Source organism: Phormidesmis sp. 146-12, assembly GCF_052939495.1.
The window spans coordinates 23,105-48,671 of the sequence record NZ_JBJPHS010000008.1 but is presented as its reverse complement, the minus strand read 5'-3'; the positions used below and the strand labels follow the sequence as shown (position 1 = coordinate 48,671).

The 25,567-nt window shown below is 49.3% G+C and carries 22 protein-coding genes; 10 read left to right on the top strand and 12 right to left on the bottom strand.

The window, feature by feature from the left end:
• Positions 1 to 309 precede the first annotated feature (309 nt).
• From ACKFKF_RS05615 to ACKFKF_RS05600, 4 genes are all read left to right on the top strand, one after another.
• Positions 310 to 2,145 (top strand): proline--tRNA ligase, encoded by a 1,836-nt coding sequence (locus ACKFKF_RS05615; protein WP_446866773.1) that lies wholly within the window; start codon positions 310 to 312, stop codon positions 2,143 to 2,145.
• Complete coding sequence (locus ACKFKF_RS05610; RefSeq protein WP_446866772.1) at positions 2,145 to 2,801, top strand: glutathione S-transferase family protein; 657 nt, start codon at positions 2,145 to 2,147, stop codon at positions 2,799 to 2,801. Before ACKFKF_RS05615 ends, ACKFKF_RS05610 begins: the two co-directional genes overlap by 1 nt.
• A 952-nt stretch (positions 2,802 to 3,753) precedes the next feature.
• Positions 3,754 to 4,530, top strand: a complete 777-nt coding sequence (locus ACKFKF_RS05605) for an LmeA family phospholipid-binding protein (RefSeq protein ID WP_446866771.1) — start codon at positions 3,754 to 3,756, stop codon at positions 4,528 to 4,530.
• 115 nt (positions 4,531 to 4,645) lie between these two features.
• Complete coding sequence (locus ACKFKF_RS05600) at positions 4,646 to 5,308, top strand: GerMN domain-containing protein (RefSeq protein WP_446866770.1); 663 nt, start codon at positions 4,646 to 4,648, stop codon at positions 5,306 to 5,308.
• 327 nt (positions 5,309 to 5,635) lie between these two features.
• Here the strand turns inward: ACKFKF_RS05600 and ACKFKF_RS05595 are convergent, their stop codons facing one another.
• The 4 genes from ACKFKF_RS05595 to ACKFKF_RS05580 all read right to left on the bottom strand — a co-directional run bounded on the left by ACKFKF_RS05595 (position 5,636) and on the right by ACKFKF_RS05580 (position 7,845).
• Entirely contained in the window at positions 5,636 to 5,989 is a 354-nt protein-coding gene (locus ACKFKF_RS05595; RefSeq protein WP_446857284.1) for an ArsR/SmtB family transcription factor, read from the bottom strand.
• A 263-nt stretch (positions 5,990 to 6,252) separates the two neighbouring features.
• The gene (gene accB, locus ACKFKF_RS05590; protein WP_446866769.1) at positions 6,253 to 6,777 is read right to left on the bottom strand and encodes an acetyl-CoA carboxylase biotin carboxyl carrier protein; all 525 of its coding nucleotides are present in this window, start codon (positions 6,775 to 6,777) and stop codon (positions 6,253 to 6,255) included.
• 147 nt (positions 6,778 to 6,924) lie between these two features.
• Positions 6,925 to 7,488 carry an elongation factor P gene (gene efp, locus ACKFKF_RS05585; RefSeq protein ID WP_446857286.1) on the bottom strand — a complete coding sequence of 188 codons (564 nt, stop codon included), beginning with the start codon at positions 7,486 to 7,488 and terminating at the stop codon, positions 6,925 to 6,927.
• A 108-nt stretch (positions 7,489 to 7,596) separates the two neighbouring features.
• Positions 7,597 to 7,845: a helix-turn-helix domain-containing protein gene (locus ACKFKF_RS05580; protein ID WP_446866768.1), complete on the bottom strand. Its 249-nt coding sequence runs from the start codon at positions 7,843 to 7,845 to the stop codon at positions 7,597 to 7,599.
• A 182-nt stretch (positions 7,846 to 8,027) separates the two neighbouring features.
• On the opposite strand from ACKFKF_RS05580, the gene ACKFKF_RS05575 reads away from it, so the two are divergent.
• Positions 8,028 to 8,204, top strand: coding sequence for a hypothetical protein (locus tag ACKFKF_RS05575; protein WP_446866767.1), 177 nt, complete (start codon positions 8,028 to 8,030; stop codon positions 8,202 to 8,204).
• A gap of 302 nt (positions 8,205 to 8,506) precedes the next feature.
• Here the strand turns inward: ACKFKF_RS05575 and topA are convergent, their stop codons facing one another.
• A complete protein-coding gene (gene topA, locus ACKFKF_RS05570) occupies positions 8,507 to 10,705 on the bottom strand; it encodes a type I DNA topoisomerase (protein WP_446866766.1) in 2,199 nt (732 codons plus the stop codon).
• Positions 10,706 to 10,966: 261 nt separating this feature from the next.
• On the opposite strand from topA, the gene ACKFKF_RS05565 reads away from it, so the two are divergent.
• From ACKFKF_RS05565 to ACKFKF_RS05550, 4 genes are all read left to right on the top strand, one after another.
• Positions 10,967 to 11,257 (top strand): RNA recognition motif domain-containing protein, encoded by a 291-nt coding sequence (locus ACKFKF_RS05565; RefSeq protein ID WP_446857290.1) that lies wholly within the window; start codon positions 10,967 to 10,969, stop codon positions 11,255 to 11,257.
• Between the two features lie 96 nt (positions 11,258 to 11,353).
• Positions 11,354 to 11,536, top strand: coding sequence for a 30S ribosomal protein S21 (gene rpsU, locus ACKFKF_RS05560; RefSeq protein WP_446857291.1), 183 nt, complete (start codon positions 11,354 to 11,356; stop codon positions 11,534 to 11,536).
• A 21-nt stretch (positions 11,537 to 11,557) separates the two neighbouring features.
• Positions 11,558 to 11,971 carry an alternative ribosome rescue aminoacyl-tRNA hydrolase ArfB gene (gene arfB, locus ACKFKF_RS05555; protein ID WP_446866765.1) on the top strand — a complete coding sequence of 138 codons (414 nt, stop codon included), beginning with the start codon at positions 11,558 to 11,560 and terminating at the stop codon, positions 11,969 to 11,971.
• Between the two features lie 500 nt (positions 11,972 to 12,471).
• Positions 12,472 to 12,879 carry an ExbD/TolR family protein gene (locus ACKFKF_RS05550; RefSeq protein WP_446857293.1) on the top strand — a complete coding sequence of 136 codons (408 nt, stop codon included), beginning with the start codon at positions 12,472 to 12,474 and terminating at the stop codon, positions 12,877 to 12,879.
• 193 nt (positions 12,880 to 13,072) lie between these two features.
• Here ACKFKF_RS05550 and pstB read toward each other — a convergent pair whose 3' ends face one another.
• The 5 genes from pstB to pstS all read right to left on the bottom strand — a co-directional run bounded on the left by pstB (position 13,073) and on the right by pstS (position 18,914).
• Positions 13,073 to 13,885: a phosphate ABC transporter ATP-binding protein PstB gene (pstB, locus tag ACKFKF_RS05545; protein WP_446866764.1), complete on the bottom strand. Its 813-nt coding sequence runs from the start codon at positions 13,883 to 13,885 to the stop codon at positions 13,073 to 13,075.
• 3 nt (positions 13,886 to 13,888) lie between these two features.
• Complete coding sequence (pstA, locus tag ACKFKF_RS05540; protein WP_446866763.1) at positions 13,889 to 14,755, bottom strand: phosphate ABC transporter permease PstA; 867 nt, start codon at positions 14,753 to 14,755, stop codon at positions 13,889 to 13,891.
• Between the two features lie 68 nt (positions 14,756 to 14,823).
• Positions 14,824 to 15,795 carry a phosphate ABC transporter permease subunit PstC gene (gene pstC, locus ACKFKF_RS05535; RefSeq protein ID WP_446866762.1) on the bottom strand — a complete coding sequence of 324 codons (972 nt, stop codon included), beginning with the start codon at positions 15,793 to 15,795 and terminating at the stop codon, positions 14,824 to 14,826.
• Positions 15,796 to 15,883: 88 nt separating this feature from the next.
• Positions 15,884 to 17,743 (bottom strand): iron uptake porin, encoded by a 1,860-nt coding sequence (locus ACKFKF_RS05530; protein WP_446866761.1) that lies wholly within the window; start codon positions 17,741 to 17,743, stop codon positions 15,884 to 15,886.
• Positions 17,744 to 17,870: 127 nt separating this feature from the next.
• Complete coding sequence (pstS, locus tag ACKFKF_RS05525) at positions 17,871 to 18,914, bottom strand: phosphate ABC transporter substrate-binding protein PstS (RefSeq protein ID WP_446866760.1); 1,044 nt, start codon at positions 18,912 to 18,914, stop codon at positions 17,871 to 17,873.
• A gap of 593 nt (positions 18,915 to 19,507) precedes the next feature.
• Between pstS and ACKFKF_RS05520 the strand changes: the two genes are divergently transcribed.
• Entirely contained in the window at positions 19,508 to 20,590 is a 1,083-nt protein-coding gene (locus tag ACKFKF_RS05520) for a hypothetical protein (RefSeq protein ID WP_446866759.1), read from the top strand.
• A gap of 231 nt (positions 20,591 to 20,821) precedes the next feature.
• Here the strand turns inward: ACKFKF_RS05520 and ACKFKF_RS05515 are convergent, their stop codons facing one another.
• Positions 20,822 to 22,306, bottom strand: a complete 1,485-nt coding sequence (locus ACKFKF_RS05515; protein WP_446866758.1) for an esterase-like activity of phytase family protein — start codon at positions 22,304 to 22,306, stop codon at positions 20,822 to 20,824.
• Positions 22,307 to 22,853: 547 nt separating this feature from the next.
• A complete protein-coding gene (locus ACKFKF_RS05510; RefSeq protein ID WP_446866756.1) occupies positions 22,854 to 24,602 on the bottom strand; it encodes a putative bifunctional diguanylate cyclase/phosphodiesterase in 1,749 nt (582 codons plus the stop codon).
• Positions 24,603 to 25,567 lie beyond the last annotated feature (965 nt).

Below are 25,567 nucleotides of genomic sequence, written 5' to 3'. Positions count from 1 at the left end.
GCAGGGTGGTTTCATACAAGAAAAAAATAGTGAGGATTTTTGGTTCCTTCGTTGAGGTTCGCTCAAAGTTGCGATCGCTACGCGCCACAAAGTGTTCGCAGAGACTGAAAAATCAGGCTTTTGGGTTTTCCTTTTGGTGTACGAAACCACCCTGTCTCCCCAGGGAGAGGGCTAGGGTGAGGGCAGTCTGTTCAAGCGTTTGGGAAAAGTTGCACATCGAGTACGCCTGGGTCACAGCCGCGAATTGTCCCACTCTTTCCCCCCGTGTTTTAGACTGAGACTTATTCAACGTCAAAAAGGGAACGGGCGATGCGGCTATCTCAGATGCTGTTTGTGACGCTACGAGAAGATCCGACAGATGCGGAAATTCCGAGCCACAAGTTATTAGTGCGAGCGGGATACATTCGGCGGGTTGGCAGCGGCATCTATGCGTATCTGCCTCTGATGTGGCGTGTGTTGCAAAAAGTGTCTCAGATTGTGCGCGAAGAGATGAATGCAGCCGGGGCACAAGAATGTCTGCTGCCTCAAATGCAACCCGCCGAGCTGTGGCGCGAATCAGGACGCTGGGACACTTACACCAAAGCGGAAGGCATTATGTTTGCGCTGATCGATCGCCAGCAGCGCGAAGTCGGTCTTGGCCCGACGCATGAAGAAGTGATCACGGTGATCGCTCGTGATATGGTGCGGTCTTATCGTCAGTTGCCGCTCAATCTTTACCAGATTCAAACCAAGTTTCGCGATGAGATTCGTCCTCGGTTTGGCTTGATGCGTGGGCGAGAATTCATTATGAAAGATGCCTATTCGTTTGACGCGGACGAAGCGGGAATGAAGGTCAGCTATCAGAAAATGAATCAGGTCTATCACAATATTTTGCGGCGATCGGGCTTAGAGTTTCGGGCGGTGGATGCAGATTCGGGGGCGATCGGTGGGTCGGGTTCTCAAGAATTTATGGTGCTGGCAGAAGCCGGAGAAGATGAGATTCTCTATACCGACGATGGTAAGTATGCCGCCAATGTTGAGAAAGCGACGTCGCTTCCGCCTGATGTTGAACCTTCGCCGTTCACTACCTATGAGAAGCGCGAGACACCGGGGACGGAGACGATCGCCAAAGTCTGTGATTTCCTCAAATGTTCGCCAACTAATTTGGTTAAAAACGTTCTCTATCAAGTGGTTTACGACAATGGCATGGTGGTTCCTGTGCTGATTAGCATTCGGGGCGATCAGGATGTCAATGAGGTCAAACTGCAAAATGAGTTGGTGAAATTGGCCAGTCAATATGGCGGCAAAGCGGTGATTGGGCTGACCGTTCCGGATGCGGAGACTCAACAAAAATGGTTGTCGAAACCGTTGCCATTGGGATACATTGCGCCCGATTTGGCCAACAGCTACCTCAAACCGCCTGCACCGAAGTCTCTGGATGCAGAAGTCACGCCCAATCTACAGGCGACTAAGTTTTTGCGGTTAGCCGATCGCACCGTTGCTGACCTGACAAACTTCGTCACCGGCTCAAACGAATCTGGCTTTCACGTCGTCGGCGCAAACTGGGGTAAAGAATTTGAGCTACCTCAAGTGGTGGATTTGCGAAAGGCTAAGGCGGACGATCGTGCCCTTCACGATCCGACTCAGACCCTCAAGACCGCACGCGGCATCGAAATCGGACACATTTTTCAGCTTGGCACCGAATATTCGACCGCGATGGGGGCGACCTACACCAATGAGCAAGGCGAAGAAGTGCCGCTGGTAATGGGCTGCTATGGGGTGGGCGTTTCGAGGCTGGCACAGGCGGCAGTGGAGCAGTCTTATGACAAAGATGGAATTATTTTTCCGGTTGCCATTGCGCCTTATCATGCGATCGTCATCATTCCCAATGTCGCAGATTCCGATCAGGTGGCGGCGGCTGAGAAACTCTACAACGAGTTAAATCAAGCTGGCGTTGAGACGTTATTGGACGATCGCAACGAACGAGCCGGAGTCAAATTCAAAGATTCTGATTTAATCGGCATTCCCTATCGAGTTGTCACCGGAAAATCACTCAAAGATGGCAAAGTCGAAGTCGTCAAACGAGCCGACAAAGCGGTGCAAGAAATTCCATTAACCGAGGTAGTTGATACTCTCAAAAGCTGGATTGTAGAGGCACTCAAATGATGGCTCTGACCTTGATTATTGGCAACAAAAACTATTCATCCTGGTCGCTGCGTCCGTGGCTGGCGATGAAGCAATTTGACTTATCGTTTGCCGAAATTCTCATCCCGCTTTACAGTCCAAAGTCGAAAGCGAAAATCCTGCAACATTGTCCAGATGGCAACGGCAAAGTGCCCATTCTGCTGCACCAAAATCGAACGGTGTGGGACTCGTTGGCAATTTTTGAGTATCTGAGCGAGATGTTTCCAGAGCGATCGTGGTGGCCGGGCGACCCGGTGGCTCGTGCGGTGGCGCGCTCTATCAGTGCAGAAATGCACTCCGGCTTCCTGGCTCTGCGGCAACAAATGCCCATGAATTGTCGAGCAACTCTACCAGGAAAAGGAATGACATCCGAGGTGCAAGCGGATATCGATCGCGTCACGACCATCTGGCGAAACTGCCGAGAAACCTATGGTGGCGACGGAAGTCTGCTCTTTGGGCGGTTTACGATCGCCGATGCTATGTTTGCCCCTGTCGTGTTGCGCTTTCGGACGTACCAGGTTGCGCTTGATGCGGTTTGTCAAGCTTATGTGAAGGCAGTTTTGGCGTTACCCGCGATGCAAGAATGGCTAGAAGCTGCCCACACCGAGACGGAAACGATTCCTGCGTTTGAGCCGTAATGGAACGTGAATTTGATCCTTCCATGCAGTCACAGATTCAGACAGCCCCCTAAATCCCCCACAAGTGAGGGACTTTGAACGAAAACTCTTGTCTAAAAGTCCCAAATTGGAGGGTTGGGGGCAGAAACGCCAAATAACGAAGCGGAAAAACTTTGTCGAATTCACGTTGAGTTAAGGTGATCTTGTCTGGAGTGCAGCGGTCTAAACATTGACGCGACAGAACACCGAGTTTATCTGCCATATCCAACCAACTGCCACGCTTGGGTGTGTAGTAGAGCGTTCATTGGTTAAGAGTTCACAGATCTGGTGGCGCTAGGAAGGCTTTGTAAACCGCTGCTCATGTTGTGATAGTAAACGATATTAGGGCTTGGTTTATCTATTACCATTGCTGTATTTAATTGAGTTAAAAATCGCTATGATATTGCACACTAGTCCAGAACCCCATAGGATCTGTCCAACGGCAAGTGTATAGAATGACCATCTGAAACTGTCCCAAGCAGAGTTAAAAGCTGCCAAGGCAGAAGATGCAAGAAGGCTACCTGTTAAAAGTAAAACAATTCTCAACAGAGGATTTCTTCTTCTTGCCATGCTCCACATGAGAAACATTCCTAAAATAGCTATTCCAGTGAGTATCAGATCTATTGTGATTGTGAGATAACTAGGAACCAGAAGAAATAATCCAGCTCCAGGTACGTCATCAAACTGGCTCTGAATGCTACCTGTCCACTGATTGAAGAGAGGAGATTGATACCTCAAATATTTTCCCAAGGTAATCAAGAGAAAACCAGCCCCAAGCATTAAGATAGACGCTGTACGAGTTAAGAATCTATTATGTCTCACCACCATCACCACTGGGCTAAGTTCAGTTCGACTTTATAATCAGCAAAAACAACAAATAAAAGCAGAAATACCGAATTTGAGATGCAGAGATGATTCCCGCGTTTGAGCCGTAATGGAATTTTTGACGATCGTTTTATCCAGTTTGATTGGATTGGTGTCTCCGACTGGTTTGATCGTCGATCGCCTCGCTGAAAAGACTATCCGCTCTCAGTTTGTCTCAGTTGAGCAGCTAAAAGTTCGGGTGGACAATGCCCCAAGCTATCAGATTTTGAATGGAAAAGTCGATCGCATTCGAGTCGCCGGACGAGGACTTTTTCCAGTCAAAGAAGTTCGGATTGAAGCATTAGAGTTAGAAACCGACCCGATCGCCCTTCAGCGCAGAGGCAGACGATTCAAGTTAGCAGAACCGATTCAGGCAGGGGTGCGGCTCGTTCTCAAGTCAGACGATATTAATCGCGCACTGCGATCGCCCACGGTGACTGCGCGACTTCGTAATTTGGGCATCCGATTTTTGAGACGCAGCGAAGCCCAACAAGCCGAACGCTACGATCTGGTCAATCCACAAGTCACTTTTTTGCCCAATCAGCGCATTCGTCTACAGGTTGAACTTCAAGAGCAAGGCTACCCCGAAAAGCTGGCGATCGTCGTCGAAGCCGAACCGCAGATTATTTCAGGGCGATCGCTACGACTGGAGAATCTCACCCTTCTGGTCAACGGCCAGCCTGCTCCCAAACAAATTGTGGGCGCGATCGCACGTGTGTTCGATCGTTTTGATCTTCGTCAGCTAGAAAAGTCCCAAATTACGACACGAGTTCTAAAATTGCAGATAACTCCGACTCAGCTACAATTGGCCGCGTTTGTGCAGGTCAGACCTGATCCCAAAAAGTAACGTTTTTCTAAAACTTCCGAAATTCAGACCGCTACGATTGTATTGAGTCACACGCTTCTCCGCATACTCACCTTGACGATCCTTTGTCAAAGCCCACCTCTAGGAGATTTCTCATATGCAAGATCAACAGCCCAATCGCCGCATTCCCGTTGGAGTCATCGCAGGTCTATCGGCGCTAGTGGTGACCGGAGGCAGCGCAGCCGCATTTTTGGCGTGGCATTCCGCAGTCGAGAAAACGGCAGAAGCGCCGATCGAGCAGTCTCAACCGTCTCCATCTAGCCAACCCGCCCCGCCGCCTGCCCCAATTCAACAAACCCAAAAGCCTCAGCCCAAAGTGGCTCCCGTCCCTAAGCAAAAAACGGCTGAGATCTATTACCTCAAAGATGCTGAGGGCGAACTGAAACCGACCCCAGTCCCCATCCAGCTCAAATCCGACGATCGGACTGAAGCGACTTTAACGGTGGCGATCGAAACCCTCCTCACCCAAACTCCTGACAAAACGCTCACCTCGGTGATTCCTCCAGGGACGCAGCTTCGCAGTCTCAAGGTCAAACCAGATGGCATCCACGTCGATTTGTCTCAATCCTTTACAGCGGGTGGCGGCAGCGCTGCAATGATGGGTCGAGTAGCTCAGATTCTCTATACTGCGACCAGTGCCGACCCTAATGCGCCCGTTTTTCTCTCAGTTGAGGGCAAACCACTCGAAACGCTGGGCGGCGAAGGATTGATGCTCGATCAGCCGATGACCCGTCAGGGATTTGAGAAAGCAGAGAAGTAGAGTTCCAAATTTAGGGTCGTGAATTAAATTAACGTCAGTTTGAGGAACGCTTCGCTTCGCTTTTAGATCCAGGAACGCCCCCTAAATCCCCCACGAGTGAGGGACTTTGAACCAGAATTCCTCTCTGAAAGTCCCCTAAAATTGGCAGCTTGGGGGGCAGAAGCCGTGAACAACGAAGCGAAAAAACTCTCATCGAATTCACGTTAAATTAGCCATTTAGCCCGCGATTGCGGGTTTTGTTTTGATAGCCACGTTGCCGAAGGCATTTGTGAAGCTAACAGCATTCGCCAGATTGATTCACGATCCTTAGAACTCAGGTGCCTTCTCTCATCGCTTGCTGGCCAGGGTGAAATCGCGAAAGTGTCTGGCTTGTTGCTCAATGCGGCTGGCAAGGCGATCGCAGACCAGATTACAAAGCTCAAAAATTAACTCATCCTCCACACAGTAGTAAGCCAGGGTGCCTTTGGTGCGACGTGTGAGAATGCCAGCCTGAAGCATCACCTTTAAGTGTTTAGACACATTTGCCTGACTCGTGTCCGTGGCTTCTACGAGATCTTGAACGCACTTTTCACCATCTCGCAGCAGATTCAAAATGCGGAGACGCATCGGCTCTCCCAAAACACTAAAGTAATCAGCAACTTGTTGGACGACTTCCTGGGGGACAGGCTTTGCTGTTTTCATGTCAATGCGACGACAGGATGAATGTGATCCCCAGATTTTAGCCAGATGACTTCTCTATAGCAATAGAGTTATCGATTCGCTAACACAGGCTTCTTGGAAACTTCACAGAGCCACCCGTGTTTTCCACAATACACAAACCGTAATTTTACAGAATAAAGTTTTGTGAGAGTGTATAGCCTTGTCTTTATAAAGACAGCACAAATCACTTGTGGGGAATTTAGGAGCTTTTTTAGGTGAAAAATTTGCAGCGAATTCTATCGAATCTACGTGGGATTGATTCGCATCAAGGGCTGTCCGTACTCCACAGAGGAAGCGTTTTGTACCAAAATTTCGACAATTTCGCCTGACACTTCTGCTTCGATCTCGTTCATCAGCTTCATGGCTTCGATGATACAGACCGTTTGACCCGATCGAATGCGATCACCTGCTTCGACAAACGCCGGCTCATCGGGACCCGGAGAGCGATAAAAGGTGCCCACCATCGGAGAGAGAATTTCGACAAAGCGGCGATCGCCGCTAGGAGGGGGAGCCGAAGGGCTGGAAATCGGACTAGCCGCAGGAACTTCGGGCATGGGAAGGGGAGCGGTTTCCTGGTAACTTGGAGAAATCGCCGAAGTGGGCAAGCCAGCGGTCACCGCGCTCACACTCGTCTGGGGCAGTCCGGTGTCACTTCGCATTCCTCGCCGCACGGTCAACTCAAAATCATCACTCTTCAACGTCAACTCTGCGATATCGGTTTGATTGAGAGCCGTCAACAATTCGCGGAGTTCGTTTAAGTCCAGTGGCACAGTTTCTATCGCTCCAGTTTTAAAAGAGTTTTGAGTTTTGAGTTCCGGTTGTGCTGAGGTGAGCTTTGAGTGAGAAGACCTGGGTGGGCTGAAATGAGAAGATTGGTAGATTCTCTGAGCGCCGTTCAAAACTCAAAACTCAAACTTTTAGCTTTGTTCGCGACCCAGGTAAGTATCGTTGCGGGTGTCGATTTTGATTTTTTCGCCAACTGAGATAAAGAGGGGCACCATGACCTGAGCGCCTGTTTCGACGATCGCGGGTTTGGTTCCACCTGTGGCGGTGTCGCCTTTTACGCCGGGATCAGCCTGGGTAACTTCGAGGGTGACGGAGTTGGGCAGTTCGACTTCTAGAACCTGTTCGCCCCATTTGACGACGTTGACTTCCATGCCTTCTTTGAGATATTTGACGCGATCGCCAATCTGGGCGGCACTGAGTTGTCCTTCCTCATAGGTTTCCATGTCCATGAAGATATATTGATCACCTTCTTTGTAGGTGTGCTGCATGGTGCTTTTTTCCAGATTGGCTTGCGGCACAGTCTCCCCAGCCCGGAAGGTGCGCTCGACGACGCTGCCTGATTGCGCGTTTTTTAGCTTGGTGCGAACAAAGGCAGATCCCTTGCCTGGCTTGACGTGCAAAAATTCAACGACCCGCCAGACAGAACCGTCTAGCTCGATGCTAACGCCAGGTCGAAAATCATTACTGGAGATCATGAGTGTGTTTAGGGGAGAACGTTCGGCAATTCATTTTACCGCTCTGCGTCACCCTGTAAAAGAGAGTTTTGGGAATGAAGGAGGGAGGAGGGAGGAAGTAGTTGGTGTCTACTGGTCTTTGATCTCGATGCCGTATTTTGTGAAGAGATCGGCGATCGAAATCTCCAGCGCCTCCGCAAATTTCTCAATGTTTTCTAATGAAGGGTTCTGAGTCCCTCTCTCAACACTGGAAATATAAGTACGGTGAAGCCCTGCACGTTCGGCTAACTGCTCTTGAGAGAGATCAAGTGCTCGTCTGCGCTGCCGTATCGCTTTTCCGAAACGCTCTTTTATATCTGTCGCTTTTTCTTGCCTCACTGCTCAATGTTCTGGGAGTGCAAGTTACAAAGCTACAGACAATAACTATCAAAACGCACTTTATATCTCACATTTTATCGAGAAATGTAGTAATCTATTTTGTAATTCAAAAGCCAACGCTTCGACCTGGACAGTTCCCGCGCTGGCTGTACTTCCTTCGATTCAAAGGAGACTTCATTATTATGACTTATGGAGAGCGGCTAAAGCCGTGGGCCATCGTGCGGTTTGTTTCGCCTCAGTGGATTATTTTGGATCGCTACAAAAAACGATCGGATGCTGAAGAATTCCTGAAAGTTTATCGACGATTGTTTCCCAATGAGCGCTTTGAAATCGTGTTTGAATTGCCTGAAAGAAGATAGCGATCGTCTCAAATTCTTCAAGCCTTTACTCTAAATTAACGTGAATTCGATGAAATCCCTCGCTGTGGCGATCACTCCAGGCAGCCCCCTAAATCCCCCAAGTTTGGGGGACTTTGAGCAAGAAATCCTGTCCGAAAGTCCCCCAGATTTGGGGGGTTGGGGGGCAGAAGCGTTAAATACCGAAGCGAAAAAACTCTATCGAATTCACGTTAAATTATTATCTTTTCAAAAGTCCCTCAGATTGGCAGCTTGGGGGGCAAAAGCTCTAAGCAACGAAGTGAAAGAACTTCATCAAATTGACATTAAATCAACTCAACATTTAACTCTCCAAACTTGGGTGACCAAAACCGACCACGAGAGTCAAAAAACGCTACCTCTTTACATTTGCCGCGACGATTTTCGGCGATCGTACATCTCAACATCGTCTTTTCTTGATCGTCTTTGGTGTAGATATATCGCTCTAACAAGGCTCCACAAACCGGACAGGGCGCATCTGTGAGAGAGTCAGCGATTGAGTCAGGCGATCGTGGTTTGTAAGATGAATTAGCTTTAGAAGTCGCTGGCTTTGTCGAAGATTTAACTGAAGATTTAGGCTTACTAGACGTTTTGCTGGGTGTTTTATCAGAGTGAGCGGTCGTCGATTTAGTCGAAGATTTACTAGAAGATTTAGCGATCGTTGCAGAAGATTTGGAAGATTTGACCGTCGAAGATTTTGCAGACGGTGACTTTTTAGATGGGCTGCTTCCCTCTGCACTGTAGCCGCCAAATGTCGAAGGATGCGAACTCTGAAAGCTCGTTTGAATAAATAATTTCGCTTGAGTTAAAGCAGGTTCAAAATAGGTGCGATGCCAGTCAGTCAAGTAGCGTTGCCAGTCTTGTTTTCCGGCAGCAATTTGATCAAGAACAGACTCCATCTGAGCCGTAAATTCAGGTTGAATTAAATCCGGTAAAGCTTTCACCAAAAATGCATCTAATTCCATGCCCAAAGCCGTCGGCTGCAATTTAGCTTTCACGACTTGAACGTATTCTCGATCTTTGAGCGTCTTCACCGTTGGCGCATAGGTACTGGGGCGGCCGATGCCTTTGCGTTCCATTAGTTGGACGAGCTTGGGTTCGGTGTAGCGCGGCGGTGGCTGAGTTTGTTTCTGCTCGGAGCCAGCCTGCTTGAGCGCCAAAGGCTGATTTTGTTGAAGGTTGGGCAACTCCAAATCGCTGCTGAGATTATTCCAATAGCAGGTGTAGCCCGCAAATGTGAGAATCTGCCCCCTCGCTTCCCAATAAGCCTCACCGGACTGGGTAACCACACGAGTTTTGGCGATTTGAGCCGGGGCACATTGAGACGCAACCGCCCGATTCCAGATCAGGTCATAGAGTTTGGCAGCTTCTCCAGAAAGATTAAGTTGTGCAGGCGTGCGATCGACCGCCGTCGGCCGGATTGCCTCATGCGCTTCTTGAGCCGTCTGACTAGAGCGGTGCTGCGTCGATCGCGTGGGTAGATTGTCGCGATCGTGCTTTTCGAGAAACTGCCGCACTGCGAGACGAAACTGCTCAGACAACATCACCGAATCCGTCCGCATGTAGGTAATATGTCCGCCTTCATAAAGCGACTGAGCGATCTTCATCGTGGCATCTGGACTCAGCTTTAACTTAGCCCCCGCCGCTTGCTGCAACGTAGACGTAATGAAGGCTGGCGGCGGAGATTGGGTCGTGTTTTTGCGCTCAATCTGCACCACCTGATGGAGAGAAGACTGCGCGATCGCCACCAGTCGATCGGCTTCGGCTTGAGACGTGACGCGATCGGATTCGGGTGCTTCTTTGCCCTCTGCGGCATCGTCGGGGGAGGGGGCTGCTTTTTTCGTCGGATTCAAACTGCGTCGATAAAAAGCTTTGAACCCTTCGGCATAGTCCACCCATACACTCCAATAGTCCTGTGGCCTAAAGGCTAAAATTTCTTGCTCTCGCTGACACAACAGATGCAGCGTGGCACTTTGAACCCGTCCCATCGACTTTGCCCCATTGTTGAGCTTCCAGACGACATGCTTGCTGCCTTTGTAGCCCACCAGTTTGTCGAGACAGTCACGAGCGCGTCCCGCATCAATCAAGGCTTGATCCAACGATCGAGGAGCGGCGATCGCTTTCTTCACCACCGCCGGGGTAATTTCGCTGTAGACCACCCGCCGAGGATTTTTGAGCCGCAGTTCTTGCTGCAAATGCCAGCCGATCGTTTCCCCTTCGCGATCAGGATCAGTGGCGATATAAACCACATCCGCCTGTTTGACCGCTTGCCGCAAGTCTGCCAGAACCTTTTTAGCGCGATCGCCCCTCGGTTCATAGCGACACTGGACGCGATCGCCCATCAAATCAAATCCTAGAGAATCTTCACCATCATTTGCTAACTCGCGCACATGCCCCAAACTGGCTTTCACCGTCCAACCTGCGCCTAAAATTTGGCTGAGTTTTTTAGATTTGCCAGGACTTTCAATCAAGAGTAGATTAGCCATACTTGCCTAAAAATGGCCTAAATAATGGGCGTGCAAACGGTCAAAAATTAGTTTCATTCATAGTACACTTGAATTAAGACGAGTGAAAAAATGTTTAATTAGCGAGTGGTTCCAAATCTTCTAGTAAAGAAATCTGCGAATTCTATCGTATTTTCAGCTTATGCATGTTAGCGTGAGAAAATTCGACTCGGCTGTGTCGTGCGTTGGTGCGCGTCTCTCCGAAGAGAAGTTCACCCGCTTTTGATTTTTGGAGACTTTCTCATGTCAATTTACGTCGGCAATCTCTCTTACGAGGTCAAACAAGAAGACCTGACTGAGATCTTTGCTGAATATGGAACGGTCAAGCGAGTGCAACTCCCTACTGACCGCGAAACTGGACGGATGCGGGGCTTTGCGTTCGTCGAAATGAACAGTGATGCCGAAGAAGAAGCTGCTATTACCGCCCTCGACGGAGCAGAATGGATGGGGCGCGACCTGAAAGTGAACAAAGCCAAGCCTCGCGAAGATCGGGGGCCTGCGGGGGGTGGCAATCGATCGCCGCGTCGCTATTAGAATTAGACATTAGGCCGTCTTAGTTTGTCTAGGGGCGGATGTTTGCAGTCCGCTTCACTTTGATCACCCCTACAGTTCACTCACTCGGAGATTTCTATGACCCAAGTCATTCCAGGCGAAGACGAAAGAATTGATTCCGTATTGCGTCGCTTTAAGCGCGAAGTCTCTAAGGCGGGCATTTTCCCCGACATGCGGAAGCACCGTCACTTTGAGACTCCGATCGAAAAACGCAAGCGTAAAGCTCTGGCTAAACAAAAACAACGTCGATTCAATCGCTAAAGTTAATCCAACCCTCCGGGCATGTTGCAAATTACCCAACACATCACCATCCCTGAAAGTGAGATCGAAATGACGGCGATCCGCTCTCAGGGGGCAGGAGGGCAAAATGTCAACAAAGTAGCGAGTGCTATTCATCTAAGATTTGACATTGGAGCTTCGTCGCTGCCCGATCGCCTCAAGTCTGCCCTTTTAGACCTCAAAGATCAGCGCATCACCCAGGAAGGCGTGGTCGTGATCAAAGCTCAAGAGCATCGCAGCCAGGAGCAAAATCGAGAAGAAGCCTTAAAAAGACTGAGGGACTTGATCAAATCGGTGACGATCATTCCTCGCAGACGCAAACCCACCAAGCCCACGCGCAGTTCTCAGAAAAAACGCCTTGAGAGCAAGGTCAAGCGCAGTCAGGTGAAATCTTTAAGAAGACCCGTAACCGAGTGACGATTAGAATAGGGTTCGGCAGCTCAGATAGTTGACATCCGTACTTGCAGAATTTTAGAAAGAACTGTTCCTTTGGAAGCGTTGTTCTAGCCATTGATGTCGAGCAAAAATCAGAGCTTAACGTAGGCTTACGATCGCCCTTACCTACCCTTAACCAGTCTTAGAGAGAACTTCCGCTATTGTAGTAGGGGTGTGCCTATCGAAGTTCCGTATCTAAGATTACTCGGTAGAGAGCATCCTTAAATTATGTCCAATTTGTTCGATATGGTCAGTAAAGGTGGGCCGGTCATGGTGCCGTTGGGAGTGCTGTCGATCGCCACGATCGCCTGTGCCCTGGAGCGAACGGTTTAACTGCTGGAAACTCTTGTAGGACTGGCTTCCTTGCTGGCCTTGTTGGGCGATGAGACATATCCCTCAGACCCCGCTCATATGAAAACTTTAGACCTATCCGTTTGCAGTTAGAAACCGTCTTGATTCCATTCTGAACAACGCTACCAGACATGAAATTTAAACACCAAAAACAAGGATCACAAATGCCAGAAGTGAATCTGGTTCCGATGATGGATGTGATCATGACGATTCTCACTTTCTTCATTCTCGTCTCCATGTCTCTGACCAACTTTCAGGCAGTAGACGCATCACTACCGACTACAGACAAAGGAACGAATAAAGAAAGACCTCAAGATCCTCTGGTGATTGGTTTGGATCGACAGGGACGAGTCCTCATCGACACTGCTAATGTGAATGAAGCTCAAGTCGCTCAACAAGTTGTGACTTACTTTCAAAAGAATCCCAAAGGCAGCATCGTGCTCAAGGCAGACAAAGCCCTTCCTTACGAAAAAGTCGTGAAAACCCTGGGCGTGCTGCGAGATGTGGGCGGCGATCGAGTCTCTCTAGCGATCGAGTAATCCGAATAAATTCATCTACCCAAACGTGAATTCGACCAAGCTTTTCGCTTTGGTGTTCAGCGCTTCTACCCCTCAAGCTGCCAATTTTAGGGGACTTTAACATTAGAGTTCAGAGTCCCTCACTCTTAGAGAATTTAGCTTGCTTTCCCGAACGGCCAACCGCAGCGAGCGACTTCATCGAATTCACGTCACATTAACCAAATCGCCCTTCGACATAATCGCGAGTTCGAGAATTAGTGGCGGCGGTGAAGATGTCGGTGGTGGTGCCCATTTCGACTAGCTGACCGATGCGACTTTCGTCGGTGCTAAAGAAGGCAGTGTAGTCGGAGACGCGAGAAGCTTGCTGCATGTTGTGAGTGACAATGACGATCGTCAACTCTTCTCTAAGTTGGTGGATCAGTTCTTCGATCTTCATGGTGGCGATCGGGTCTAGCGCAGAACAAGGCTCGTCCATTAACAGAATTTTGGGTTTGACGGAGAGCGATCGAGCGATACAAAGTCGCTGTTGTTGACCACCGGATAAGCCCAGAGCCGATTTGCCCAAGTTATCTTTGACCTCATCCCAGAGGGCTGCTCCTCGCAGCGCAGTTTCGACGATTTCATCCAGGGTCGATCGCGACGGACGGCTAAACACCCGCACCCCGTAAGCCACATTGTCGTAAATGCTCATCGGAAAGGGATTGGGCTTTTGAAACACCATGCCGATCTGTTGCCGCAGTCGATTGAGGTTCACGCGCCGACTGTAGATGTCTTGCCCAAAAAATTTGACCTGTCCCTCAACCCGCACGTTGCCTTCTAGTTCACCAATTCGATTGAGCGCTTTGATAAAAGTCGATTTGCCACAGCCAGACGGGCCAATAATCGCAGTCACCTGACTGGAATAAATGTCCATCGAAACGCCTTCTACTGCTTTGCGATCGCCGTAATAAAAGCTCAAATTTTGCACACAAAGCGCGAGTGAACTGTCTTTATTGGAAGTGAGGGAGCGATCGAGTCTAGGTTGCATAACTTAACGAGAAGGTGAGCTTTTGTGGGTAATCAGGCGTGACAAAATGTTGGTGATCAAAACCATTCCCAATAAAATGACAGAGGCGCTCCAGGCTAACTGATATTGTTCGTTGGCGGCGGAGTTGGCGTAGTTGTAAATCAAGACTGGAAGGGACGCGATCGGCCCGCTCAGTCCTTCGATCCAGCCCTGGCTAAAGAGAGCGGTTAATAGTAAAGGAGCCGTCTCACCTGCGGCACGAGCGATCGCTAACAGAATGCCAGTCGTAATCCCTGGTAATGCGGACGCTAATACAATTCGGAATGTAGTTTGCATCGAGTTTGCACCCAGAGCAGCAGACGCAAGCCGTTGGGGAACCGGAACGAGCTTCAATGCTTCCTCAGTTGCTAAAACGATAATCGGCAACATAATGATCGACAACGCAAAACTGCCTGCGAATGCAGAAAAAGATTTCGTCGTTACAACAATTACACCGTATGCAAAAACTCCTACGACGATCGACGGCACAGCACTCAAAATTGATACAACAAAACGAATCGTCCGAGCGATCGAGCTTTGCTTCCCAAATTCAGATAGATACACCGCAGTCGATACGCCGATCGGAACGCTAATCAGAGCCGCAAGACTCACCATGAGCATCGTTCCCAAAATCGCATTTCCAAAGCCATTGGGCCCCTCAACGCCAACAGGAGCAGGCAGGGCTGTAAAAGTCTCCCACTTGAGATGAGGCAAGCCTTTGCTAAGAATTTCAAACAAAATCGACAGCAGGGGAAGCAGTGCCAGCCCGGTGAGCAGGAAAGCGATCGCGGTCATCCCATAGGTGAAGAGAGTCCGGGTAGCGGGTAGGGGTTTGGTCAGTTCTTGATCCATTGAAATAGGGAGGAGGGAGGAGGGAGGAAATGATCAGCGTATTTTTAGTAGTAAATTTAGTAATCAATCTAGTTGTTTTTGAAGCTGAAGACTTGCACTAAAAAGACGGCCCCAATATTTACGAGCAATGTTAGAGCGAATAGAATGAGAGCCAGATACATTAACGATCCGATGTGAATTTGCTCTAATGCTTCAGGGAATTGGTTGGCGAGAATGGCAGGAATGGTATTGCCTGAGTCGAATAGTGACACACTCAACTGATCAGAGTTGCCAATTACCATCGTTACGGCCATCGTTTCGCCTAATGCTCGACCTAACGCTAACATGATCGCTCCAATGATTCCTGAAGCACTCGACGGAAGTAGTACCGAAAAGATGGTTTCCCAACGAGTTGCGCCCAGTGCCATTGATGCCGTTCTCAAATCGCGAGGAATGGATAGCAGAACTTCTCGACTAATCGCAGCGATCGTGGGTAAAATCATCACCGATAAAATCACACCCGCCACAAATACACTCGGCCCAAAGGTTTCAGTGCTAAACAAAGGCACCCAACTGAGCTGCTGATATAACCATAATTGAAATGGCTTGAGGAATGGAATCAAAACCAAAATACCCCAAAAGCCCACAATCACACTGGGAATCGACGCGATTAGCTCAATCAAGAAACTGAGGGGCGATCGTACCCACGGCGGCAAAAAGTTTTCACTCGTGATCAGAGCCACTGCAAGCCCGACGGGGATGGCAATGAGAAGGGCGATCACCGAACTGATCAGCGTTCCGTAAATATAGGTGATAGCCCCAAATTGAAGCTCGTTCACATCCCATTCTTGGCGCGTCAAAAATCCTAATCCAAACGCTTGAATGGCAGGTTTTGCTTCAACAAAAATCACCCACCCCATCCAAAACAAAATCGCCACCGTCGCCAGGGCGATTCCTTGAACGATACGCGCAAATCCTTGATCTAACCAGGACGTGTCTTGTTCGCTGGTAAGCAGGCTGGGAGTGGAGCGATCGCTCAATTCAACGGGGTCAACAGTCATGAGTCATTCAACCTCAATAAAGGACAGGGGAGAAAGTGGGTTGCAGGCGCTTAAAACAGTCCTGATTTCACCTTCTCCCGCCCGTGGATTAGAAGGTAAACGTCGTTCTCAACGTACCCACGTAGATCGTGTCATTGGCGCTGTTGTGTTCTGGGTTAAAAATCACCAACAAGCCGGGTGTGATCGCGATGTTGTCATTCAGCCGATAGCGATAAAACGCTTCCAGGTGATATGACGTGTCGCTATCTTCTCGACGGACGCTGGTCGCGGTGCGATTGTTTAATCCGTAATCGTTGTCGGTCACTTTTGGAGGCATCCCAAAGACAATGCCGCCCAGGTTGCCTTCCTTGAGCAAATCAGGGAACGCCAGCGTGACGGCCCAGTTCCAAATAGTGGCTTTGTCTCCCCGACGGACAAAGGGATCGATCGCTGATCCGCCCCCAATGACGCGCCGTTCTGCTTTGGCATCCGTAACACCTGCCCAGCCCGAAACAATGAATTTAGAGCTTAAGCGAATGCTGCCCTGTAGTCCAACCGCGTTGGTCGTCGTCGGAACGTTGGTTAATCTCTGGGCTGCGGTCGCCGTGGTCGAAGCGTCGGTTTGTTGTGAGCTATTAAACGGGTTGTTGGCAAATCCGCTGCCTGTACTGCCCGTAATGCCCGCTCCAGTGCTGTAGTAGGCGTTGACGTAAGTGACCCCCAGCCCAATGTTGGGAGTTGGTTGAAACACAAGCTGTGCCAGGGCTGCATGACTGCCGTTAAACAAGCCACGATCGACCGTCGGATCTTGTGCGTCCCCTGTGGGAGCCAGATAGCCCAGTGATAAGGTGAGTTTGTTTCCTACCGTAAATTCTGGGCCAAACTTCTGGTTGATGATGACCCCCGTTCCTGTAGAGGCTCTAAAAATCGGGTTGTAGCGCCCAAATCGAGAAATCGCTCCAGAACCGCTCGATTCTACAGGACTTAATGTTGGAACTGAATCGTTGAACTCCAAACCATCGTTGGTGCCTGTTCCGACGAAAACAGTCGTTAAGTCGCCGAGGGGAAAGCGATATTCCAAACGGTTTAATTCAACGGTGTTTTCGTTAGAGCCGTCATAGCCCAGGCGGGTCATATTGGTGTTGGTCACTGCCCCACTAAAAGAAGTGATGTTTCTGGCTTGCAGACGAGTTCTCAGGCGATCGCGTCCCGTAAAGCTAGAATCCAGTGCGAGACGAACGCGAGTTGCAAGGATGGTATTGTCTTGGACATTTCTAGCAGCACCCGCCCCGATCGCATTCGTGATCGCTGTGTTTCGAGCGGCTGCCGAGGTGCCTGGAAAATCAATGACGCGCTGCACATCTGAGTTGATGGCTCGTTCATCGCCAAAAGCCTGGCTTACGGAGAAAATAACTTCTCCAGCGAGTTTGGTGGTGGTTGAGAATTGCTGCTTTTCGAGCGTCGTGGTGCGGGCTTCGAGCGAATCGACCATCCCGCGAATCGTCGCCAACTCAGCCGCAAATTCTTCTTGCAGTTTTTGCAGGGTGGCGAGATCTTCTTTTTTGACCAAATCAGCCGTCGATGCTGCGATTAGTTCGTTGACGCGATCGAGACACGCATTCACCCCAGCCGCAAATTCGTAGCGAGTCAGGGCCCGATTGCCGCGATAGGTCTTGTCAGGATAGCCTGCAATACAGCCATAGCGCTCAACTAGAGACTGCAACGCTTGAAACGCCCAATCGGTAGGACGCACATCCGAAAGCTGTGAGACAGACGTGACTTGAGCCAGGGGCGCATTCGCATCAACCTGATTCAGCACTTGACTGACTGAAGGGGTTGCCTGTGCCAATTGGGTCGTTGAAACTTCTGGTTGAACAGGAGCTTCCGGGACGGCCGCAACTGCGGCGATCGCGCTAAAACACAGAGAAACTGGAGCGATCCCCAGCAAACTCCAGAAAAGTCTAGACATTGTATTAAATTCCTCACATCACAAACGTTGAATCGGCAAAATCTTGAGCTTTGGGCTTCGGATTCTACAAGCTGAACGAGAAAGCAGCCCGTCAGAAACGCTTCAACCCAAAACTCAAAACTTTTTCCTACGGTTTCACTTCACTCTGAACTTTTTGACGAGCGCGATCGGCAACAGCCTGCGGAATGCGAGCAAACTCAAGCTTGGGATCGCCGTTGATGTTTTGCCCATCGGTGAGAACCCAATCAATCCACTTCTTGATAGCATCCGCTTTCTCTTTGCTGTCATATTGCCGATAGACCATCATCCAGGTCAACCCCGTGATCGGATACCCTTCGGACGGATCGCCCTCAAACACACGGAAGTTATCGGGAAAGGTGATGGTAGCCATCGCTTTGTTGGTCTCCTCTAGAGAAGGCATCACGAATTCGTTCTTCTTGTTTTGCACCATTGCGATCGCCAGATTGTTCTGTTTCGCATAAGAGTACTCGACATAGCCAATCGACCCTTGCGTCTTGGATACCAGCGCGGCGACCCCAGGATTTCCGCGCCCTTTAAGAGGATTGTTTGTCCATTTGGGAGCCGTCCCTACGCCAACTCTGCCCTTAAAGTAGGGGCTAATGGCGCTCAGGTGGTTGGTGAAGATAAAGGTCGTTCCACTCCCGTCGGCGCGAACGACCGTCTTGATTTCAGAATTCGGTAGATTGACACCCGGATTGTCAGCCGCAATTTTGGCATCATTCCAGCGAGTAATGCGTCCTGCAAAAATGTCGGGAAGCACCGATCGAGACAACTTGAGATTGGAAACACCTGGAAGATTGTAAACCGCCGCGACTGCACCCCCAGCGGTCGGCACGAGAATGACCCCACGACTGACTTTTGCGATGTCCGCATCCGTCATCGCTGCATCACTGCCGCCAAAGTCAACCACACCCGCGATCGTTTGACGAATTCCAGCCCCACTACCGACCGCTTGATAGTTTACTGAAATGCCTGTTTTTTTCTGAAACTCGGCGCGATAACGGTCATAGAGTAAAGCCGGAAAAGTTGCCCCCGCTCCATTGAGCGTCACCGCTTGAGCAATTGCGGTCAAAACGGGACTAAATGCGATCGCAGCAGTCACCACTGAGGCAGTAACAGCACGACGCAGAGCAGTTGTAGAAAATGACATTGTGCCTCGTCCTCAACAAAGACCGAATTAATACTGAAGTCACACTGACAACCCTACAACTTAAGTAGTTAAGCCAAAACAAACGAAAGAATAATGAATGGTTAATTTCTATTTAATCTTTAGTTAAATTCTAGCGAACGGAAGATTAAATACAATCTGAAACGCATTACAGCATAGAATCTTGATGAATTTGAGGTCGCTACAACTCTGTCCAAGGTTGTATATTGATCAATGCAAACTGACAAAGGTTTTATCACGCTGACTGATCAGACCAACATTGCTGTAAGTTTTGTTGTAGTTATCGAGAGTTGCTACCCTAAGTAACTGCTAATTCAACGACTTAGGATAAATCAGTAAATCGACTGAGGAATCTAGTTGATCTACTGAAGATAGAAAAAATTCAATGCTAATATGACCCACGACTAACCGGATCGCCAACAGATCCTCTATCGTTAATAGGGCAGCGATCGACCACAAGTTTTTGACTACCGTAAACAAGCAATCCTGAGTCTTCAAGGCTCACATTGTTCTGTTGCCCACTTCTCAACCTTTCCTCCCTCATCCCTCCCAAGCAGACCCCCGCAAAACGGCTCATGATCAAATCTCTTCCTCTACCCTCTCTGCCTCCATTGCAGACGCTATTTCGCCCGATGCTGTTTGCCGCTTTGGGGCTGCACGCCCTGTTTTTGTTTGTCCCGTTTCCTGAAGAGCAGAAAAAGCCGCCCGAAGACAAAGAGGCTCCCGTCAAAATCACCCAACTGCCCACAACCAAAGCAGGCGCTCAGACCAAACTCACCCCCAGAGTCACGGTTCCCAAAGCGACCCGGCCCTCCACGCCCAAAATTAACCGTCCCTCAACCAGCCCCACCGTCTTAAAAACGCTGCCACAACTTACACCAGCGACAGAAACGCCGACTCCTCCTGCCGCGCAAGGGACAAATGCCAGCAGAAACGAAAACGTCACCAATCCCTTCGCCGATTTTCCTCATTTTCAGCCGTCTACACCTGACTGCTTTGCCAAAGGACTGGGCGAAAATTGCCGAATCGCCACTGGCACATTGGATGCTGTCGCCAACTTTTATCAATCTGAACCCAAGAAAAAAGGCTTTAACGTTCAGCCAGCCGGAGACGAAGGCGGCGCAAAGTATTTTCAGGTTTCCAAAGGCGAACAGACGCTCTTTCTCAGCTTGCTTCCAGATGGTAGTATTACGGTCGTCGTGCTGGCTCCTGAGCGCATTCAGGATCTCTCTACCCTCAAAGGGGCTGTGGTGCCTCCCGAAGAGTTTGTCGAGATGATTGGTTCAGTCTTTCCGCCGGGGCGAGACAACGTGGAGGGAGACATTCCCACCGTAGACCAGTTTGAGCAACCGCAGTTCTTTTTCGGTCAGATTCCAACCGAGGAAGAGGCTCAGAATGGAATACCAGCAGTGCCTAGAAAAGGCATCGATCGCCTAAAGTTTTCAGCAGGTCAAGCTCCAGATGCTTTTTACAACACCTTTCTGGCAGCAGAATTGAATACCATCTTCACAGAAGGGGTGACTAAACTGGGAGCCTTTGGGGGTGGTGATCTTTACCAACTCAAGAAAGGCAGCACGACTATTTTCATCAGTCTGGTGCCCATGAAGGGAGAAGTTGGAACGATTCTCGTCACTTGGCTCAAAGATCCCAGAGGTTAGCCGTCTGCCCAATTTTGAATCCAAATATTGAATCAGGGTAAAAACAAAGATCCCCGCTTTCTGAAAAGAGATTGGGGATCTCATTGAAATTGGGTTCGTGACTCGGCACAGGTTGTTTAAAGCCCGTCGTCTCAAAGTCAAGGGACGAAAAAAGCATCAGGATTTGTTCATCCCTCATCCCCCTCGCGAAGCGTGCCAAAGGCAACCCCTCACCCCTGGCTTGACGAAGTATTAAACCCCCGATCGCCCGCCTCTCTTTTTAAGCAGCCATCCACTTAAGCCGAGCAGCACTAGGCTTCCCGCCGTCGTCGGTTCGGGGACTTTTGACGGGGGGACAAATCCTTTGAGGTCGTCACCGCTCACCTTAAAGGAGTACAGAAAGGTTGGAATTAGCGTTTCTCCAGTCGGACAGCCCGCATCCAGCGCAACTTGAGTGCCCCCAGTGCAAACATCAGATTGAACACCGCTACTATTTTGGGTGACGCTAAAGTCGTTGTCGGTGCCCACCAAAACTGCATAGGAACCATCTTTGAGTTTGGGGCCGATCGCCAGTCCTTCCATCTTTTCAGGAATTCTCATGTTTGCGGTTTTGAGCAATCCGGCGATATCCAAAAACAGAGACTTGGTAACTGGAGTCACACCCTTGGGAAGTGCATTGGTTCCTGCGAGGCTGACAGCTTGCACGTTGGTCGCGCCTGCCAGACTGATTTTAAACACGCGCTTGCTGCCCACCGGAGTTGTGCCTTTCGCATCTTCTACGCCAATGCCACGATTGTCTCGTTCTAAGACCAAAAACTCTTTGTCATTGATCGCCGTGATCGCACTGATGCCGATGTTGCGTCCCTGAGCGTTGGGGACAAAGTCTTCTGCTGTGCCCGGAATGCGATCGTTGATGTCGGCGCGGTCTTCTAGCTGATAGAGATATTGAGCCGTGCTTTTTCCAGTTTGGGTGTCAAATTCCACAATGCGAATGTTGCGTCCTCGGCGACCATCCGGATCGCCTTCATTCACCAAAGGATCTTGCAGCATCGCATACAGCTTTGAGCCATCAGGACTGAGCGTCGCTCCTTCAAAGCCCCGATTGTCTTGGCGACCTGTGGTGATCGTTGGGCGACCGTCAAAAAAGTTGGGCGTTTTTCCTTCTCTAGGAATCAGATTGTCAGGCGTGGTCAGCGATCGCACAAACACCCCTTTTGGCGTAAATTCGTTAATCGATGGCCCATACTCATCAGACACATAAAAGTTGCCGTTTGGAGCCACCACAAAGCCTTCTGGGTCAAAGCTCAGACCCAATTTGGCTGAGTCACCATTCAAGACTTTAGGGTTCAACCCATTAAAGTTTTGACCTTCTTTGGTAAACAGAATGGTGTCGAGCAGCTTAAAGCCTCCAACCTCACCCGTTTGAGCATTTACATTTAGAGACAGCTTTTGTACCCGTGTGTTGTAGGCGATCGTTCCGCCACCCGGCCCCCGATCCGCCAAACTATAGTAGACATCTTCGTGGCGATCGTAGTAAAGGTCTGAGAAAAAACCGAGACGATTGACATTTGCACCATTTCCAGGATTTTTGTCAGTGGATTCTCCAGGAATGGTCAAGCTATTGACTAATACCCCTGCTTTAGCGGCAGTCGGCAGCGCTGCCATCATCAGAAGCAGCAAGCCATGAGTCAGTAGAAACCGAGCGTTCGATCGCAACATTTTGAGCGTATAAATCACTACAATTTCAGCATTCTATGAATTTATTAAGACGACTTTAAGCTAGCTTTAAGTGCTGAGCTTCTTCTTGGCTACTTTATACAAAAGTTCCGTATTTAAGCGTAGGTTGAGGAACGGGTGAAGCTCTCCGGATCGGTTGATGAGTCAAAAATTTGTTTTCTAATCCGTGACGATCGATCTCACCTCACCTCAAAGTTTTTAATGTCATTTCTAGACGTTGCTACGCGATGTGCAACTTTTCCTAAACGCTTGAAGATAACCTGCCCTCACCCTAGCCCTCTCCCCAAGGAGAGGGAATCGGACAAGCTTTGAAAGTCCTTCTCCCTGGGGAGAAGGGTTGGGATGAGGGCAAGTTAGTTGCACATCGCGTGTTGCTGAATTACAGAATGAATTGTCCTCAGTGCAGAGGGAAATCAAACCTTCAAAGTCCCTCAGATTAGGGGATTTAGGGGGCGAAAAGATGAACGCTTCTCACAGATCATCCCTGTTATCTGCAATACCCATTTCTATTCCAGCAAGTGTCGAGCAGTGATCCACCCCGCTGTCATCAACCTTTAGAGCAAGCGCTGATCATCTGTAAGCGTCGATCGGTTCTCAACAACGGCTGCAACTCATCCGCAGGGAGCGGCGGACTGTAGAGAAACCCCTGCATAGCCTGACAGCCAATCTCCCGCAAAAAGAGCAGTTGCTTATGCGTTTCGACCCCTTCTGCAATCACTTCTAGCTTCAGGCTTTGAGCCATCGCCATAATTGCGGTCGAGATTGCCGCCGCCCCTCGGTTGACCGTTGCCTCCCGCACAAACGTCTGATCCATCTTGAGCGTATCGATCGGTAAATGATTGAGATAATTGAGCGATGAGTAGCCCGTTCCAAAATCGTCGATCGAGATTTCTACGCCAATCTTCTTGAGCGATCGCAGCGTTTTGATCGTCGAATTCACATCCTTCATCAGACAAGTTTCGGTCAGTTCCAAGACCAATAACTCAGGAGCAAGCCCCGTTTCTTGCAAAATTTGCGCCACCCGTTGCGCCAGATCCGCCTGCTGAAACTGACGCATCGACAAATTAACCGAGACCTGAAGCGGTTGAAGACTCATCTGCTGCCACTGTTGCGCTTGTAGACAGGCCGTTCTTAACACCCACTCGCCGATCGGAATAATCAACCCCATCTCTTCGGCAACCGGAATAAACGCATTCGGCGGAATCATTCCCCGCTGAGGGTGACACCAGCGAATCAGCGACTCCACGCCCACAATCTGACCCGTCATCAGGTTGACCTGTGGCTGATAATAAAGCTGAAACTCTGACTGCTCAAGCGCTTTACCCAGGTCAGACTCAATTAATCGCCGCTCGGCCTCCACCGCATCCATCGTCAGGTTATAAAACATATAGCTGCTCTGTCCCTGCTTTTGACACCAGCGCCTCGCCGTTTCTGCCCTCAAGACCAACTCTTCCGAACTTTTGGCATGTCGAGAATGTAAGGCAACCCCAATGCTGACCTGCACCCTGATCTCGTGTCCCTTGAGAGAATAGAGGCTTGTCACTGCCGTCAAAATCAGTTGTGCAACATCCGCAACCGCTTGCTGATCAAGGACGCTTGTCAAAACTACCCCAAACTCATCGGCACCCATGCGAGCAATGAGACTGGCTGATTGGACAGTTTTTTGGAGCCGCTGACCGATCGTTTGCAGCAACTCGTCGCCAATTCCATGACCATAAGTAGCATTGATGGTTCTAAACCGATTGACATTGACACAGAGCACCGCGATCGACTGCTCCTGATTTGACTGCTCCTGATTTGACTGCTCCATCGCCCGTTGAAGATGCTGGTGAAGCAGAAAGCGACTGGGCAAATTGGTCAACGAGTCAGTATGCGCGATCGACTGCAAAAATGAGTGCGACGACTGGCTATAAGTCTGTAAGAGGACTGCTTTTTTTTTAAGGCGTGACTGAATAGCTTCTAGCAAGTCAGCGATGGCGCAAGGCTTCGTCAAATAGTCATCGGCTCCTAAATTCATGCCGCGACGAACGTCAGAACGATCGCCCTTAGCGCTGAGAAAAATCACCGGAATCGTCGCCGTGTCAGGGTCTTGGCGTAGACCTTCAAGGACACCATAACCGTCGAGTTCGGGCATTCTAATATCGCAGAGAATGATATCGGGTCGATAGGCTTTGGCTTTGGCAATCCCAGCGGCTCCGTGTTCTGCCCCGATCGACTGAAAGCCTTCTAACTCTAAAATCTCTAGTAGATTATCAAGGATGATGTCCTCGTCTTCGATTACTAGAATAGTCGCCATTTGTTTATTCAAGGAAATTTAAGAGAGCGGTCACAGAACGTCGAAAAAATGATTTAGCGATAAGACTTGGGCAAAAAGAGCGTGTGTACAACTCAACTTAAGAAACAGTTTATACGCACTAATTTTGACCGCAATCCTGGTTGTTGAGGGGCAGATCATCAATTTGAACGTTGCAGAAGCGCTCAACAGGAGTCGTCACCCTGATCGCGCTTGAGTCAATCAGGTTAGCTCTACTATTTCGTTTCATCAGGGTCACAGTCTGGCCGCTACAGTCTTGACTTATCTTGATTGAGCATACTGGGCTACCTGGGTTCTTGATTCTCATAATGGTCACTCTTCATGCACCCTTGAATTGTTTGAAGGTAGTTACAAACTCAGGAACTCCGGTTTCAGCGATCGCCGATCTGACAGAAATTACCTTACCGATCTTGATGCACAGATCTTGGTAGAGGAAAGCTGGAAAGCTACATCTTACACTACTCGGCTTCTTACTTAGATCTAATCATACTACTGAGGTAAGTAAAGTGAGTTTTGCTACCTTTGTACAGCTTGCATCTCAAGGGAATCCTTGACTACTCAAGATCACTAGTTAAGCACACAAGTTAGAAAAAGACTCAAGACAAGAGCGAGTGCCAAACTTGATGCAGCGCGATCTTTCACTTCAAACGGTGAGCAAAAATTGCAGGAAATAAGCTGGCTTCTGATAAATGATGACTATTTTAGGCGCATCACAATTAGATACTTGAAGTATTAACTCCGACCTGAAGTAATTTATATAGTTTTAACCTAAAAAAACAAATCAGATCCACAATTTAAGCCTGATATAGTGACGAGGCAATCATTGTTAATTTTTAGCTCACTCAGTGCGGATAAAAAGCGATGATAAAAAACGGCAAAATCTTCACCTTTGGAGAGGGTTTTGATGAACTTAAGATCGCCTATTCTCCCTTTTTCTTACTCTTAAA

Coding starts and splice junctions, on each gene's coding strand:
- ACKFKF_RS05550 (WP_446857293.1), top strand. CDS start 12,472: ATGAAATTTAAACACCAAAAACAAGGATCACAAATGCCAGAAGTGAAT.
- ACKFKF_RS05520 (WP_446866759.1), top strand. CDS start 19,508: ATGATCAAATCTCTTCCTCTACCCTCTCTGCCTCCATTGCAGACGCTA.
- pstS (WP_446866760.1), bottom strand. CDS start 18,914: ATGTCATTTTCTACAACTGCTCTGCGTCGTGCTGTTACTGCCTCAGTG.
- rpsU (WP_446857291.1), top strand. CDS start 11,354: ATGACCCAAGTCATTCCAGGCGAAGACGAAAGAATTGATTCCGTATTG.
- arfB (WP_446866765.1), top strand. CDS start 11,558: ATGTTGCAAATTACCCAACACATCACCATCCCTGAAAGTGAGATCGAA.
- pstA (WP_446866763.1), bottom strand. CDS start 14,755: ATGGATCAAGAACTGACCAAACCCCTACCCGCTACCCGGACTCTCTTC.
- efp (WP_446857286.1), bottom strand. CDS start 7,488: ATGATCTCCAGTAATGATTTTCGACCTGGCGTTAGCATCGAGCTAGAC.
- ACKFKF_RS05595 (WP_446857284.1), bottom strand. CDS start 5,989: ATGAAAACAGCAAAGCCTGTCCCCCAGGAAGTCGTCCAACAAGTTGCT.
- ACKFKF_RS05510 (WP_446866756.1), bottom strand. CDS start 24,602: ATGGCGACTATTCTAGTAATCGAAGACGAGGACATCATCCTTGATAAT.
- ACKFKF_RS05530 (WP_446866761.1), bottom strand. CDS start 17,743: ATGTCTAGACTTTTCTGGAGTTTGCTGGGGATCGCTCCAGTTTCTCTG.
- ACKFKF_RS05610 (WP_446866772.1), top strand. CDS start 2,145: ATGGCTCTGACCTTGATTATTGGCAACAAAAACTATTCATCCTGGTCG.
- pstC (WP_446866762.1), bottom strand. CDS start 15,795: ATGACTGTTGACCCCGTTGAATTGAGCGATCGCTCCACTCCCAGCCTG.
- ACKFKF_RS05565 (WP_446857290.1), top strand. CDS start 10,967: ATGTCAATTTACGTCGGCAATCTCTCTTACGAGGTCAAACAAGAAGAC.
- ACKFKF_RS05600 (WP_446866770.1), top strand. CDS start 4,646: ATGCAAGATCAACAGCCCAATCGCCGCATTCCCGTTGGAGTCATCGCA.
- pstB (WP_446866764.1), bottom strand. CDS start 13,885: ATGCAACCTAGACTCGATCGCTCCCTCACTTCCAATAAAGACAGTTCA.
- ACKFKF_RS05575 (WP_446866767.1), top strand. CDS start 8,028: ATGACTTATGGAGAGCGGCTAAAGCCGTGGGCCATCGTGCGGTTTGTT.
- ACKFKF_RS05615 (WP_446866773.1), top strand. CDS start 310: ATGCGGCTATCTCAGATGCTGTTTGTGACGCTACGAGAAGATCCGACA.
- topA (WP_446866766.1), bottom strand. CDS start 10,705: ATGGCTAATCTACTCTTGATTGAAAGTCCTGGCAAATCTAAAAAACTC.
- ACKFKF_RS05605 (WP_446866771.1), top strand. CDS start 3,754: ATGGAATTTTTGACGATCGTTTTATCCAGTTTGATTGGATTGGTGTCT.